Here is a 16249-nt window from a genome sequence, read left to right as displayed (position 1 = left end):
ATATGTTCAGAGAAGTAAGAAGACAAAACAGAATACTTGAAGATAAAGCTCGCATAAGCGAACTATTGAACACATCAGAATACGGATTTCTTAGCTTAGGAACGTCCGAGAATGGATATGGCTATGGCATCCCAATCAGTTATGTTTATGATGAGGAAGCTAATACTCTCTATTTTCATTGTGCTCCCGAAGGTCAGAAACTAGACCTGATAAAACAAAACAATAAGGTGTCATTTTGTGTAGTAGGTGTAACAAAACCCATTGCCGAACAATTCACCACCTTATACGAAAGTGTTATATCCTACGGTAAAGCTGATATAAATCTATCTGATGAAGAAAAACGAAAAGCTCTCAGGCTATTGGTAAATAAATATTCAAAAGGCTTTGAAGAAATAGGAGAAAAATATATAGACAAATCGTGGAGCCGTACAGCTACATTCAAAATAGAAATAGAACACATAACAGCCAAAGCAAAATATAGTCCACATTGAATTTCTTTTTACCCAAGTTAAGCTATATGTACCTCATAGCTGCAAGATAGAGGAAATCGGGAAAAGTAAAATATCGCTAAATTATACTTTCTCTCAAATAGATTTTCAAAGAAAGTGATTAGCTTTGCACAACTTTATAAATATATCGTAGCAACAATAAAAACTTATTAATTTGTTGATTGTGAGTTCATCTAATAATTCTTACTTCGGAAAAGCAATCTTGTTTATTGTTTTATCCGTAGGCTTCTTTTTACTCTGTAAACAGTTGCTTCCCAACCGCTTATTCCCCGAGAATAAAATAACAACCGAAAATATTGTTGTAGACAGCCTGATGCTGAATGCAATCAATGATACTACAGCCATTGACGATTCTCCACATATAGCCAAGGCTGACAGCACAAATACAACAGACAGCTTAAACATCCAGCCCGAAGAAATAGATGAGGCTATAAACCCCTCGCTTAATGCAGATGGTTATCAAAATCTAAAACGATTTTATGAAAAGCTGCATCAGCTGGAAGCAAATAAGTCAGGCAAAGTAAGAATAGCCTATTTCGGCGATTCTATGAACGACGGCGATTATATTGTACAAGACGTCAGAAGTGAATTCCAGAAAAACTATGGAGGGCACGGAGTCGGTTTTGTTTCTATATCATCTCTTTCTGCTGCTTCACGGGGATCTATCTCACACCAAGTTTCAAAAGAATGGATTGTACAATCTTTTATAAAAGTAAAGAAACCAACCAGACCATTTGGGATAGATGGACAGGTATTCTTTACACGTGGTTCAGGCTCTAATTATTGGGTAAAATATAAAGCTCAGGCTCAACCCTATTCAACTGCATTATATAATCCTATACTTCTATATGGTAGTTCCAATAATGCAAATGCGTCTATTACGATTCGTGCAGACAAAGACTCGATATCTACCAAAAAGCTTACCCCTTCACATTTACTCAATACGCTGCCACTTACATCTTCAAGTGTAAAGTCTTTGCAGGTTACATTTGCCCATGCCGATTCTATTCCTATTTACGGATTCAGTTTCGACGACGGACAGGGAGTACATGTCGATAATTTTTCCATGCGTGGCAACTCCGGTCTTCCACTTTCTATACTCAATCCATCGCTAATGAATGCGTTCGATAAAGTTTTAGGGTACGACCTCATTGTTCTTCAATACGGAACGAATGTATTGGGCTATGGTACTCTAAATTATAGTTGGTATGAAAAAAACATGACAACGGTTGTAAACAACCTACATCAATGTTTCCCGAATGCTGACATACTGATTATTTCCACAGCGGATAAGGCAAGCAAAATTGAACAAGAAATGAAAACAGATCCGGCAGTAGTTCCGTTGGCAAAAGCACAAAGGAACTATGCACGCAAAACAGGATCGGGCTATATAAACCTGTATGAATTAATGGGTGGCAATGGATCGATGGTAAAATGGGTCGATGAATATCATTTGGCAAATAAAGACTATACCCACTTTAATGCGTCGGGTTCGAAAAAGATAGCCAAGCTGCTTTATGACGAGATTAATAAAGGCTACCTGAAATACAAACAACATAAGACCGAAACAGAGATTAAGAAATGATATTTTCGAAAAAAATACGGACAATCTGTTTATTTACATTATTCTTATTCTACCCCCTTACATTTTTCTATTCTTCAACGAAAGATGCGAGAAGAGTTAAGGACATAAAGAATAATGTTTTTGCAAATCAGGAATTATTAAATCCGATCTTCAATAAGTTATACAACTTGGAGAAAAGTAAAAAAGGGAAAATTAATATTGTCCACATAGGTGACTCTCATATTCAGGCTGATTTTTTCACGAATGCCATAAGAAGCGAACTACAGTCAAAATTCGGAAACGGAGGATATGGCTTTACTTTTCCTTATAGTCTGGTAAAAACAAACGGGACCCGAAATGTAAGATACAGCAGCAATGCCTCTTGGCAGAGCCTTAGGAATGTACTACCGATAGCAGATGTAGGCGTAGGACTTAGCGGAATTGCATTATATACTTCTTCTAACGACTTCGTATTGCAGCTATATACAGAAGAAGGGTATGAGTTTACCAATGTTAAAGTAATATATCCGGATAAAGAGTCTCATTATAAAATGAGCATATCGGCCGACCCTCTTGAAGTAACCGGAGCAGCGCCAACAGGCTCAACGTCGGGCACAAGCATTAAATATCACAAGGTAAAAAAAGGAGAAACACTGTCTTCCATAAGCAGGAAATACAGAGTAACAGTTGCTCAGGTAAAAAAAGCAAATGGAATGAAATCGAATACAATCCGATTGAACCAATCGCTTAAGATACCAACGAAAACCACAGCCAAGCCTGTTCAGGTTAAATCGAGGGAAACCAACTTGGATACGGAAAATCTGAAATTTGTGAATATGTTATCCAAGCCATATTACTCATCGTATACGAGTGATTCAGCCATAAACAGGATTACCCTTGTACCCGATGGTAAAACGGCGATGTACAACCTCAACGGATTTGTAATAGAAAACAATGAGCCGGGAGTTGTATATCATACAATAGGTGTAAACGGCTCTAAAATGACGGATTACATCAAATATCCTCTATTTTTCAAACAACTACCGATACTCGAACCCGACCTTATCATCCTATCTTTTGGTACGAATGAATCCTTCGGAAAAATGAGTGACACAGAGTATATCTTTCAGCTGAATGAGTTTATCAACAATATAAAAGCATATTGTAAAAATGCAACTATACTCGTAATGACCCCTCCTCCGTCTATGTTTCGAAAAGGCAGGCAAAATACATTTGTTGCCGACTATAGCGTTGCTCTAATGGGGATTAATTACCTACCGGTATGGGATTTATACTCACGCATGAGTGGCGATTCTGCCATCAGACCAAGAGGAGATTATGCATCGATGATAGCTCGCGACAAAGTACACTACACAACCGGCGGGTATGAAGCTCAGGGACAATTATTTATTTCTGATTTTCTTGACGCTTACAATAATTATAAAAGCAAATATGATAAGTAATATATTTGAAAGCATAAGAGATTTCTACTTACCTGATTTTTTAGAAAAGGTAATCAACGATATAGGACCATATTTTATTTACGACCCGTCGCGACCGCTCCTGTTCAATAGTGCCTTCTTTCTTGGGTTCTTCCTTGTCTTCTATATGGTATATGTAGCCAGTAAGAAACACGACCATTTCAGGAAAGTATACCTTATCGCTTTTTCTCTTTACTTCTACTATTTGGCAGGGGGAAATACGATGGATATAAATCTTTTCGGATTTCATTTTCCGCTCAACTATTTTGTACTACTGGTTATCTGCGCTGTAGCAACACACTGGCTAGCTGTAAAAATGCATGAGTCAGAGAAAACCTCAACACGAAAATTATTCTTGACACTTATTATTGTCGGCAACTTATTGATGTTGGCATACTTTAAGTATACGAATTTCCTTATCGATAATATCAATGCAATTTTCAATGGAAACTTTGCATTACATAATATTATATTACCAATCGGTATATCATTCTTTGTATTCGAAGCGATAAGCTATGCTGTAGATTTGTATCGCAAGCAAATGAAACCGGCCGACTCTCTTTTGGATTTCTGTTTCTATATAACCTTTTTCCCGAAACTGGTAGCAGGGCCTATTATACGAGCTAAAGATTTTCTACCGCAGATGAAAAACAAACTGCATCTGACCAAAGAAGACGCCAGTGCTGCTATATTCCTTATACTTATCGGTTTGATAAAGAAGGCGATTATATCAGATTATATCTCTACCAACTTTGTTGATCGGGTGTTCGATTCACCAATGAGCTATACTGCATTCGAGAACCTTATGGCTGTATATGGATATACGCTGCAAATATATTGTGACTTTTCGGGCTATTCAGACATTGCGATTGGACTATCCCTCTTGATGGGTTTCACAATACCGCCTAACTTTTTAACACCATATAAATCCCAATCAGTCACCGAATTCTGGCGTCGCTGGCATATATCTCTATCTTCTTGGTTGCGGGACTATCTGTATATTTCGATGGGAGGTAATCGTAAAGGCAAGATTAGAACTTATTTCAACCTATTCATGACAATGCTGATAGGAGGATTATGGCATGGTGCATCGTGGAAATTTGTTATTTGGGGCGGATTGCATGGAACAATGCTCACAATAGAGCGATTCTTTAAGCAATTTATAAAAATACCTGACAACCGCTTCACCCGGATAATCTGTATCTTACTAACTTTTCACTTCGTAGCATTTTGTTGGATATTCTTCCGTGCCGGAAGTTTCGAATTGGCTGGAAGCGTTATTTCAAATATTGGTAAACTAACATTTGCTCCGAACGAATGGCTGGTTATTATAGAAGGATACAGAAATGTATTTATCTTACTAATTGTAGGATATATTATGCACTTCTTACCCGAAAAATTGGTTAACAATATAAAAGCGGGCTTCGATTCTATCCCATTATTCGGGAAAGCTGCTTTTGCAGGTCTTATCTTTTGGATGATATTTGCAACAGCATCTAGCGGGCCGCAACCATTTATTTATTTCCAATTCTAAAAATATATTTAGTTGAACATCCACTACTTTAATCCCGGACACGAAACAGCAGTCAACAATGCGTCGCCTTACTATACACCTCCGACAAATATAGCGGCTATGCAAGAAGAGTTGTCTTTTCTGCCGGCATGGTACGCCGATCGGGAAGATAAAGTTTTGGTCGATAGGAAGGACGAAGTATATTATTCATACTTAACAAAAAAATTCTCTACCCTAGCTCAACCAGTATCTCAGAACGAACTGAAACTATATAGAGATGCAAATGTATCATTATGGGGAGTATCTCCTCAAGCGATTCGCTACTTCGAAGAACTAAATAAGGAATTAGAAATTAATCTGAATATTCCTCAATGGAGTGAAGAATATAAATATCTTAACAGCAGGCTCGCAGCGAGAGACTGTCTGTCTGAATTAATAAACTCTATCCCCCTACTCTCTCAAGCAGTCATACCGCAATTCTATACAAACCTGGACAATATAAACAGGGCTGTAAATGCCTCGGCATATCAACTATTAGCAAAGGCTCCTTATTCATCCTCGGGCAGGGGATTGCTATGGCTACCGACAACAGGATTAACCCGCACCGAAAATCAGATATTACATGGAATTCTAAAAAAACAAGGGAGTGTCTCTATCGAAAGAGTTTTAGATAAACAAATGGATTTTGCCATGGAATTTATGGCAGATGGAAAAGGAAATATTGCCTTTGCAGGCTATTCTCTTTTTTATACCAATGCGAAGGGCGGCTACGAAGCAAATTATATAGGCTCACAAGAAAGCATAATAGAACAATTGTCTGAAAAGATATCGCTAGACCTTCTTGATTCTGTAAAGGGCAAGCTTATCAACATATTATCTGAAAAGCTTACAACACTTTACAATGGCTGTATCGGCGTGGATATGCTTATTTATTTAGAAGACAATGAGTATAAATTACATCCTTGCGTTGAAATAAATATGCGATACAATATGGGATTTCTCACTTGCCGGTTGTATGAAAACTATATAGCGACGGAGTCTTGCGGAAAATTCTATATAGACTTTAATCCTAAAGCAGAAGAGATGTATAACAACCATCTCTTGATGGAGGAAAAACACCCTATCCGAATAGAAAATGGCAAAATAACCTCAGGATACCTTTCGTTATGCCCAATCAACAGAAGCAACAGATATAGAGCTTATGTATTGGTTGAAAAAGGCTTTTAATACCCTCTCCTATTAATAACTACAAATTTCTTCTTCTGAATTCAGCGCAAATAATTGCTGTAGCTATAGCTACATTTAACGACTCCGATGTGGGATTACCTACAGGGTAGTTTGGTATATACAGTTTCTCGGTAATCAATTTTTCTATTTCAGGACGGATTCCATTGCCTTCATTTCCCATAACAATAATTCCATCTGATGTAATCTTTTTTTCGTACATATTTTCTCCATCGAGAAAAGTTCCGTACACGGGCAAATGTTTATTCCGAGTCAAAAAATCTGATAAGTCTGTATAATGAATATTAACCCTCGCTAAAGCCCCCATTGTAGCTTGTACCACCTTCGGATTGTAGACATCAACAGTATCTTGCGAGCAAAATATATGATGAATGCCATACCAATCAGCCAAGCGTATGATTGTGCCCATATTGCCGGGGTCTTGAATACCATCCAATGCCAAAACCAGCTCATCATCAATCTTTATATCAGCTACATTTTCTGATTGGTAGAAGACTGCTAACACCTGCTGTGGGTTTTGCAAGAAACTCACTTGAGCCAGCTCGCTATCATTCACTTCTATTACTTCTTCAACATTTGCCACATCTGTCGATCTCAAAAATTCGGGAGTAGCAACGAGCAACTGACATTTTATAAATGGCAGTAGATCGCTTACCATCTTGTGACCTTCAGCGACAAAAGTTCCGAACTCGGCACGATATTTCTTCTCTTTCAAAGAGCGAATATATTTCAGCTTATTTTTGCTTAAACTCATTTATTTATTATCCAAATTTTACTTCACACGATACCTTAATCTAACTAAAACATTACCTCTAACCTATTTCCTTCAGGGTCTAGCGTTTCAAACTCATAATAGCCATCGCCTGTTTGCCGAGGACCTCTTAATATCTGATATCCCGCATTCTTTAGTTCCTCTGCTTTCATATCCACCTCTTCTATAGAATCAACAACAAAGGCCAAATGAATAAGTCCTTTGTGCTGTGTTCCCACAACATCATTTGCATTATCAGGAATATCAGTCCTGTGCATTATTTCTAATTGCCCGCCTGATTCGAAACTTAAAAAATAGCTTCTGAATCCTGTGGTTTTATTTTCGTACAGTTGATTCGCTTGGGCTCCAAAATGTTTAACATAATATTCCTTTTCTTTTCCCAAGTCTGTAACCCAAATAGCAGCATGGTGAAGTTTCATAAACTATTCTATTTAAAATCAATTTATACTCTTTTTAATAACAAAACTACAAAAAGAAACAATTAAAACCCTAAATTTGTCGTTCAATTGAATAAATAGAGTTTGCTTCAGGTTATTTTCTATGAGACATAAGTTTTTGATTCCCTTCTTTGTAGTAATACTTCTTACGATCTTCATACAGTCGTGCAGTACAACGAAATATATCCCGGACGGAGAATATTTACTGGCAAGCACTACAGTAAAGAGTGACAAAAAGGTCATGTCAACCATGGATATGGAAACCTTTATCAAACAAAAACCTAACTATAAAACCTTTGCAATATTCAAGCTACCACTTTTCTTATATAACCTATCCGGAAAAGATAGTACAAAATGGGTTAATCGTACGTTGCGTAATGCGGGAGATCCACCTGTGCTATATGATAGTACTATGCTAGAGCAGACAGTAGTCAACCTGGAGCGTATGATGACAAACAAAGGGTATATAGATGCAAGAGTTACCCCCATAGTAGAGCTAAAAAATAAAAAGGCAAAAGTAATTTATGATATAAAAGCAGGTGCGCCTTATCGTATAAAGGATTATACTATCAACATCAATGACAGTGTAATAAAAAAAACAATAATACCTGCCCAGCAATACCAGCCATTGATTAGCCGAAAACGAGACAGAGGAAATTTGCCAATGAGCATCGATAGTATTTTATCTCGGAACACATTGGTACACAAAAACTCTCTACTGGATTTGGATGTTCTCGATCAGGAAAGAGAACGGGTATCATCTTTATTCCGTCGAACGGGATACTATGCATTTAATAAAGAGTACGTAGGATTTGATGCAGATACCACACTCGGCAATAATATGGTTAAGCTCGATCTGACTATCGAGCCATTTGCTACACGTGCGGCAGATGGACAAATAACAGAAGTTCCTCACAGACAATACATAGTAGAAGACGTAGTCTTTCTGGTTGACTATAATCCTCTAACAGACCAAAGCGTTAATGAATTTGAACCTACAAGTGTATACGAAGAAGGTAGATATAAAATAAAGTATGGACCAAGAGAGCGTTACATCAGTCCCAGAACGGTTTTGGATAATTGTTATATCATGCCGGGAGCATTGTTTAATGAGAATGCAACGTCCCTTACATACAGCTCGCTAGCTCAACTTAAGATATTAAAAAACATAAATATCAGTTATTACGAATTTATCGATAATGATTCGACTAAACTGCATTGCGTAATTACCTGTGTTCCGGATAAAAAACAAGGTATTTCTGCCGAGGTGGAAGGCACTAACTCAGGAGGTTATTTTGGTGTAGGAGCCAGCGTAGGATATCTTCACCGAAACGTATTTAAAGGATCGGAGCTATTCAGCGCACGTTTGCGTGGAGCCTACGAAGCTATTACCCCTAGCTTCTCCAGCTTCTCAGACAACTATTTTGAAATTGGAGGAGAGACCTCACTTACATTCCCAAGCTTCATGTTTCCTCTTTTGAGTAAAGAACAAAAACGAAGGATACACGCCTCTACGCAATTAAATGCGAGCTATTCATTCCAACGTCGACCCGGATTTTTCACCCGTACAGTATTAGGATCAGGAGTGCAGTATATATGGCAAGACAGACGACAATCTCTTAACCGTCATATATTTGATTTGATAGAGATCAGCTATATTCACCTTCCATCTATCGACTCAACATTCGAAAGCAAACTTTCTGCGGCTGCGAAACAGTATAGTTTTAAAGACCACTTTATTCTGGGAACAGGGTATACTTTTTCACGTACCAATGTAGCAAATGTAAACAGACGGTCTTATCAACCGATATATTCGTTACGAGCATCGATAGAAACTGCCGGAAACCTGCTCTCTCTGGCTGCTAAAATGTCAGGAGCAAAACCAGATTCTTTAGGTTCCAGACAAATATTCGGGACGAACTTTGCTCAATATGTACGGGCAACTATAGACTATAGTAAAGCATACCAAATAGACGAAAAGAACTCACTGGCATGGCATCTCGGCGGAGGCCTAGCCTATCCGTATGGAAATAATCAACAGATACCTATCCAAAAACGCTTCTTTGCAGGAGGAGCAAACAGTGTAAGAGGATGGTCGATAAGAGAACTTGGCCCCGGGTCTTATTATTTTAAAAAATCGGCAGATGGTAATGATAAGGACAACTTTTATTATCACTCGGGAGACATACGGCTCGATGCAAGTGTAGAATATAGAAGTAAGTTATTCTGGATTATAGAAATGGGGGCTTTTATCGATGCCGGAAATATATGGACTGTGAAGAACTATGAAGATCAGCCTGATGGGGCTTTCAAATTAAATAAATTTTATAAAGAAGTTGCTGTAGCATGGGGATTAGGATTACGCCTTAATTTCGATTTCGTACTTATTCGCTTAGATTGCGGATGGAAAGCTTATGATCCTTCGGGAGATCCCAATATAACCCGATGGCCTATTAAGGAACCTTGGCGCATAGCCAAAAATACAGCTTGGCACATCGCCGTGGGCTATCCTTTCTAATACTACATTAGCAAATTATAACATCTTAAGACTCCGCCCTATAAGTTTTAATTCTTTTTAGGCAATATGTTTTAAGCAAGCGAGTTAATAAGATGTACTTTTGCAATAAATAAAATTTCTACTTATTTAATGAAAAAATTATACATACTATTACTATTCATTACTTTCGCAACTATTACGTGGGCTCAGACATACGAGGATATGGTAAATAGAGCCATGGACTACATAGATATGAAGGATTATGCCGCTGCCGAACAAGCGCTAAAGGCTGCATTGCGTAAAGAACCTGCAAACCCGAACAATATCATGCTGATGGTTAACCTGGGTACAATACAACGAAACCTCGGTGAATACGAAGAAGCTCTTATATCTTATAATGTAGCAATAGAACGATATCCCGATCGGGCTTTTCTGAAACATAGCCGTGCAGCATTATATTGCGATATGGGACGATATGACGATGCCATGAAAGACTACAATACGGTATTGCTAAACGACCCGAAAGATATAGAAGCACTTTATCGACGAGGGCTATTGCATCTCAATAACAATAATATATTTGCAGCCGAAGAAGATTTTGAAAAGACCTTAAAAGAAGCACCGGATAATCTACAAGCTAAACTGGGACAAGCTCTGATAATGAAACGAAGAGGCGAATTTAAAGAGGCAGAAGAGCTATACAGCGATTTAATATACAAACACAAAAACAACGCAGACCTATATTTCAACAGAGCAGAATGCTACTTGCAGTTAAACAAACTGGCACGGATGAATGAAGATATAAATAAGGCTCTGGAACTAGGCTTCAGCGATCCGATTATCTATCTATTGAGAGGTCAGTTAAGACTGGCTCAGTATGACAAACGTCTGGCTAAAGAAGACTTTCTGAAAGCACAGGAAATGGGAGTTAGCCAAACAATTGTAGCCGACTTTCTCAAATTGTGCAAATAACAAAAAGACTCTCTTTCATCAAACATAACATTTATCAATATTAACATAATTATTATCTATTTGATTTATTAAGATTATGCTTCTATATTTGCAAGTATAACAAATAAACTAATAATTAAAATTAAGTAATTATGTCAGTATTAGTAGGAAAGAAAGCACCCGTATTCAATACAAGTGCTGTAGTGAATGGAAATGAGATAGTAGAAGGCTTCTCTTTGGAACAATACAAAGGAAAGAAATATGTATTGTTTTTCTTCTACCCTGCAGATTTTACATTTGTATGTCCGACAGAGATTATCGCATTCCAAGAAAAAATTGCAGAATTCGAATCACGTAACGTAGCTGTTGTTGGAGCTTCTACCGACTCAGCTTTCTCTCACTGGAAATGGTTACAAACAGAACAAAATGATGGAGGTATCAAGGGGGTTAAATATCCATTGGTATCAGACCAATCACTCATGATTTCTACTGCTTATGATGTACTGGCAGGATCATTTGACTACAACGATGAAGGTGAAGATGTATTCAACGGTGCGCCTCAGGCTTATCGCGGACTTTTCTTGATCGACAAAGAAGGTGTTGTACGCCATCAGGTAGTAAATGACATGCCGCTGGGACGTAGTGTAGACGAAGCTATACGTGTAATCGATGCACTTCAATTCACTGAAGAATACGGCGAAGTTTGTCCTGCAAACTGGAAGAAAGGAGATAAAGCTTTAAAAGCAACCCAAGAAGGGATTTCTGATTATTTATCCCATAAACATTAGTTCTGTCTTGTTTATAACGGATATAAGTTTAAGTTAATTTAGTTCATAAAAGCCGTAGTCCTTCTGATTACGGCTTTTTAATACATAAAAGGAATATATTGCCCTTATTTTTCATACTTTTGTACTCGTTATTTTTAATTTAACTCAAAATGAAATATAATTTCGATGAAATTATCAATCGCAAGGGGACCAATGCCTTAAAAACAGATGCTCTTGCGGCACGTTATGGTAATGCCGAACTCATTCCTTTATGGGTTGCAGATATGGACTTCAAGTCCCCACCGGCAATAACGGAAGCCATCATCGAACGAGCTCATCACGGCATTTTTGGTTATACTTGTGCATCTCAAGAATATTATAATTCTATTATAAATTGGGTTAATCGCCACCATAACTGGCAAATCCAACAAGAATGGATTACATTTATTCCCGGAATAGTAAAAGGAATAGCCTTCGTTTTAGATTGCTTTACGTCCAAAGATCATCAAATAATAATACAACCACCCGTATATCACCCTTTTCGTATAATCCCGACTTTGCACCATCGTATTGTTGTAGACAATCCTCTAACATTGGAAGCCGGACAATACAAAATGGATTTGGAAGGATTGAAGAATATAATCAATCCGGCTAGTAAAGTACTGATACTTTGCAATCCTCACAATCCGGGTGGAAGAGTCTGGACACGTCAGGAATTAATTGATATAGCTGAAATATGTTACGAGCACAAAATATTGGTTATATCAGATGAGATTCATTCAGATTTGGCCTTTGCTCCACACAAGCATATTCCATTTGCCAGTGTGTCAGAGAAAGCTGCGCAAAACAGCATTACATTCATGGCTCCCAGCAAAACATTTAATATAGCGGGTATTGTAAGTTCATATTCAATTATTCCGAATGACGAACTCAGAAAAAAATTCAACAAATATTTAGAAAGCAGCGAGCTTGACGAAGGTCATATATTTGCTTATTTGGCAGCTCAAACCGCATACGAGCATTGCGATGAATGGTTGGCACAAGCTAAAGATTATATATGGAATAATATCAAGTTTGTGGACGAATACCTAAAAGCGAATATCCCTCAAATAAAAGCAATGACTCCTGAAGCATCATTTCTTGTATGGCTAGACTGTAGAGAACTGAATCTTTCTCAAAAGGCATTAGTTTCTCTATTTGTAGACGATGCCAAATTGGCACTGAACGATGGCGAGATGTTTGGACAAGGGGGAGAAGGATACATGCGCTTAAATGTGGGTACGCCTTTAGCCAACATACAAAAAGCGTTGGATAATCTTAAAAAGGCAGTATACGCAAAACAAATACATGACTAGAATTGTTTCTATTACAATTTTGGGCACGATTATTGTCATACAAAAATAAAGTAAAAAATAGGTCTTAGGACTTGGTTATTAATCCATATAAACAATTAATAAATAAAATGAAAATTTCAACTAATAAGTTTGTTGCTCTATCTTATGACCTGACAGTTGGTGAAGGTGAGGAACGTGAACTAATGGAAAAGGCTACAGCTGAGACTCCTCTTGAATTTATCTTTGGTACAGACTCTATGCTTCAGGCTTTTGAGAAGAACATCGATGGATTAGCTGAAGGAGATTCTTTCGATTTCACACTCACACCGGAAGAAGCATACGGCGAATACGATGATGATCATGTGGTTGATCTCCCACGAAATATATTCGAACAAGATGGTGTATTGAATGAAGAAGTGATCTTTGAAGGAAATACAGTTCCAATGATGGATACAAACGGAAATCGTTTGAATGGTTCTGTTGTGGAAGTAAAAGAAGATGTTATAAAAATGGACTTCAATCACCCATTAGCTGGAGAAACATTAAATTTCTCAGGAAAAGTACTAACTGTAAGAGAATCTACACCTGAAGAAATTGCAGCATTGTTTGCACCTCAAGGTGGTGGATGCGGATGCGGTTCAGGATGTGGTTGTGGCGACGGAGAAGAAGACTCTTGCGGATGCGGCAGCGAAAAAGAAACAGCTGGCGGATGCGGTTCAGGATGTGGATGTCACTAAAATTTGATTGACATTATATAATATATAAAAGACAGATGCTAAAAAAACATCTGTCTTTTTCTTTTATCCGATTATTTCAATCCGGGCAAACTTTAATAATAATTGCTTTACTCCGGAATTTTCAAATTCTACGGTTGCCTTACGACTATCTACATCACCTGTTACTGCGGTCACTTTTCCGATGCCAAAACGTTCGTGTTTGATAATAGCCCCTACACTTACCTCTCCTGCATTACTCCCTGCCGACGTTTTAGGCGTAGCTGTTCTAGCATTTACAAATTTAGGTTGACCGAAGCTTTCATTTTTCGGTTGAGATAGAGGAGTTGATTCTCTTTGTACAGATCGTTCCGGATGAGTAGTACGAGTATTGGATGAGTAGTCAAACAGCTCTTTGGTGTATGTCTCAGGACGATTGAGAACACCAAAGCCTCCCGATCCGAGTACTCCGGCATTTACATTCAGATAATCCGTATCGATATCCCTTAAGAAACGACTTGGATTACATGCATTAATCTGACCATTACGAAATCGGCTTTTCGCATAAGTTATCATACAAAACTCCTTCGCCCGTGTTATTGCCACATAGAACAAACGCCGTTCTTCTTCAAGTCCTCTGAACTCATCCTTTGCCATAGCCGAAGGAAAAAGATCTTCTTCGAGCCCTACGACAAAGACATTATTAAATTCCAATCCTTTAGCTGCATGGATTGTCATCATGGTAACTTTCTCTTTATCGGCTTCCTTGTCGGTATCTTGATCACTGAGAAGAGATACCTCGGACAGAAAGTCCATCAATCCGATTCCGCCTAGACCTTCTTCCTGACGGCTTTCACAGTACTCATGAATACCTCCGAGCAATTCCTGTAAGTTCTCCTGACGGCTCATACCTTCGGGTGTCTGATCTTGGTATGCATCAGAAGCAATACCACTTTCCTTCACAATACGGGTAGCCAGTTCGTAAGCAGAGAGTTCTTGTAATTGGGAAATAAAGCTTTCTATCAGTTCTTTGAATCCAGCCAATTTCTTTGCAGTACCGGCATTAACATCCAGATTGAAACCCAACGGATTGCTGATTACCTCCCACAGGCTTACATTATGCAGGCGTGCTGCATCAGCAATTTTATTTAAGGTTGTATTGCCTATACCTCGGGTAGGAAAATTAACGGTACGGCGAAAAGCTTCCTCATCGTACGGATTTACCACCATGCGAAAATATCCTATTACATCTTTTATTTCCTTACGCTGATAGAAAGATAATCCGCCATAAATACGATAAGGTATATTTTTCTTTCTCAATGCTTCTTCAAAGATACGAGACTGTGCATTTGTACGATACAGAATTACAAACTCACTGTATGGAGCATTCTTATCACGACGCAAATCCCATATCTTATTAGACACAATCACCCCTTCCTCGAAATCGGAGAAAGCACTTGCCACTTCGAGGCGATCTCCTTCTTCATTTTCGGAATATATTGTCTTTTTTATTTGATCTTTATTTTGTTTTATGAGACTATTTGCTGCATTTACAATATTCTGGGTAGAACGATAGTTTTGCTCCAGTTTAAACATCTTAGCTTCCGGGTATACCTCCTTAAACTTTAATATATTTTCAATATTGGCTCCACGAAACGAATATATACTCTGGGCATCATCTCCTACCACACACACTCGATGATGTGCATCAGCAAGCTGTTTCACAACAAGATACTGTGCAAAATTAGTATCCTGATACTCATCTACAAGTATAAACTGATAACGCTCCTGATAGGCAGCTAACACATCCGGGTGATCTCGAAACAAGCGGTTGGTATAAAACAGCAAGTCATCAAAGTCCATTGTATTCGATGCCCTCAACCGATTGTTATATTCTCTGTATAGATCTTTTATCATGGGCATCTTTGCTCGCTGATCGTACTCTATAAGTTCTTTGTTCTGAGCATACATCTGTGGAGATATGAGAGCATTTTTTGCACTCGATATGATCGATTGCACACGTGCCGGCTTGTAGACTTTATCATCAAGCTGAAACTGTTTTATTATGGTTTTTATAAGATTACGGGAATCAGCAGAATCGAAAATAGTAAAGTTAGCTGTGAAGCCTATTCTTTCTGCTTCGGTACGTAAGATTCGTGAAAAAACAGAGTGAAACGTACCCATCCATAAGTAACGGGCATATTGCCAGCCAATAAGCTGCGCGATACGTTCTTTCATTTCGCGTGCAGCCTTATTGGTAAATGTTAGCGCCAATATACTTTGAGGATGATAGCCTTGCTGCATCAGATAGGCTATTTTGTATGTCAATACACGAGTCTTGCCCGACCCTGCTCCGGCAATAATTAGAGAAGGTCCGCTATTATATTCTACGGCTTCGCGTTGTTGTTTATTTAATTGATCGAGTAAGTTATCCATAAAAAGTTGAGATAGGATAACAAAGGTAAT

The 16249-nt window shown here is 38.1% G+C and carries 13 protein-coding genes; 10 read left to right on the top strand and 3 right to left on the bottom strand.

Features of this window, described 5'->3' with window-relative positions; genetic code table 11:
- The first annotated feature begins 2 nt into the window (after positions 1 to 2).
- From QOX35_RS07850 to QOX35_RS07830, 5 genes are all read left to right on the top strand, one after another.
- Positions 3 to 491 carry a pyridoxamine 5'-phosphate oxidase family protein gene (locus QOX35_RS07850; protein WP_283686466.1) on the top strand — a complete coding sequence of 163 codons (489 nt, stop codon included), beginning with the start codon at positions 3 to 5 and terminating at the stop codon, positions 489 to 491.
- 181 nt (positions 492 to 672) lie between these two features.
- Positions 673 to 2094 carry a GDSL-type esterase/lipase family protein gene (locus QOX35_RS07845; RefSeq protein ID WP_260393664.1) on the top strand — a complete coding sequence of 474 codons (1422 nt, stop codon included), beginning with the start codon at positions 673 to 675 and terminating at the stop codon, positions 2092 to 2094.
- The gene (locus QOX35_RS07840; protein WP_283686465.1) at positions 2091 to 3536 is read left to right on the top strand and encodes a LysM peptidoglycan-binding domain-containing protein; all 1446 of its coding nucleotides are present in this window, start codon (positions 2091 to 2093) and stop codon (positions 3534 to 3536) included. The genes QOX35_RS07845 and QOX35_RS07840 overlap by 4 nt, the downstream gene beginning before the upstream one ends.
- Positions 3526 to 5088: an MBOAT family O-acyltransferase gene (locus QOX35_RS07835; RefSeq protein ID WP_283686464.1), complete on the top strand. Its 1563-nt coding sequence runs from the start codon at positions 3526 to 3528 to the stop codon at positions 5086 to 5088. Before QOX35_RS07840 ends, QOX35_RS07835 begins: the two co-directional genes overlap by 11 nt.
- Before the next feature lie 12 nt (positions 5089 to 5100).
- Positions 5101 to 6294: a hypothetical protein gene (locus QOX35_RS07830; protein ID WP_283686463.1), complete on the top strand. Its 1194-nt coding sequence runs from the start codon at positions 5101 to 5103 to the stop codon at positions 6292 to 6294.
- A 19-nt stretch (positions 6295 to 6313) separates the two neighbouring features.
- On the opposite strand, the gene QOX35_RS07825 is transcribed toward QOX35_RS07830, so the two are convergent.
- Positions 6314 to 7066: an RNA methyltransferase gene (locus QOX35_RS07825; protein WP_283686462.1), complete on the bottom strand. Its 753-nt coding sequence runs from the start codon at positions 7064 to 7066 to the stop codon at positions 6314 to 6316.
- A 44-nt stretch (positions 7067 to 7110) separates the two neighbouring features.
- Positions 7111 to 7503, bottom strand: coding sequence for a VOC family protein (locus QOX35_RS07820; protein WP_283686460.1), 393 nt, complete (start codon positions 7501 to 7503; stop codon positions 7111 to 7113).
- Positions 7504 to 7624: 121 nt separating this feature from the next.
- On the opposite strand from QOX35_RS07820, the gene tamL reads away from it, so the two are divergent.
- From tamL to QOX35_RS07795, 5 genes are all read left to right on the top strand, one after another.
- Positions 7625 to 10039, top strand: a complete 2415-nt coding sequence (tamL, locus tag QOX35_RS07815; protein ID WP_283686459.1) for a translocation and assembly module lipoprotein TamL — start codon at positions 7625 to 7627, stop codon at positions 10037 to 10039.
- Positions 10040 to 10168: 129 nt separating this feature from the next.
- The gene (locus QOX35_RS07810; protein ID WP_283686458.1) at positions 10169 to 10990 is read left to right on the top strand and encodes a tetratricopeptide repeat protein; all 822 of its coding nucleotides are present in this window, start codon (positions 10169 to 10171) and stop codon (positions 10988 to 10990) included.
- Positions 10991 to 11121: 131 nt separating this feature from the next.
- Positions 11122 to 11757 carry a peroxiredoxin gene (locus tag QOX35_RS07805; protein ID WP_135104006.1) on the top strand — a complete coding sequence of 212 codons (636 nt, stop codon included), beginning with the start codon at positions 11122 to 11124 and terminating at the stop codon, positions 11755 to 11757.
- A 149-nt stretch (positions 11758 to 11906) separates the two neighbouring features.
- Positions 11907 to 13091: a MalY/PatB family protein gene (locus tag QOX35_RS07800; protein ID WP_283686456.1), complete on the top strand. Its 1185-nt coding sequence runs from the start codon at positions 11907 to 11909 to the stop codon at positions 13089 to 13091.
- A 107-nt stretch (positions 13092 to 13198) separates the two neighbouring features.
- Entirely contained in the window at positions 13199 to 13807 is a 609-nt protein-coding gene (locus QOX35_RS07795) for an FKBP-type peptidyl-prolyl cis-trans isomerase (protein WP_006842643.1), read from the top strand.
- Positions 13808 to 13870: 63 nt separating this feature from the next.
- Here QOX35_RS07795 and QOX35_RS07790 read toward each other — a convergent pair whose 3' ends face one another.
- A complete protein-coding gene (locus tag QOX35_RS07790; RefSeq protein WP_283686455.1) occupies positions 13871 to 16219 on the bottom strand; it encodes an ATP-dependent helicase in 2349 nt (782 codons plus the stop codon).
- Positions 16220 to 16249 lie beyond the last annotated feature (30 nt).

The organism is Dysgonomonas sp. Marseille-Q5470, from assembly GCF_951230145.1.
GTDB lineage: Bacteria > Bacteroidota > Bacteroidia > Bacteroidales > Dysgonomonadaceae > Dysgonomonas.
Note: the sequence above shows the minus strand (reverse complement) of the source record. Positions and strands in the feature narration are given on the sequence as shown.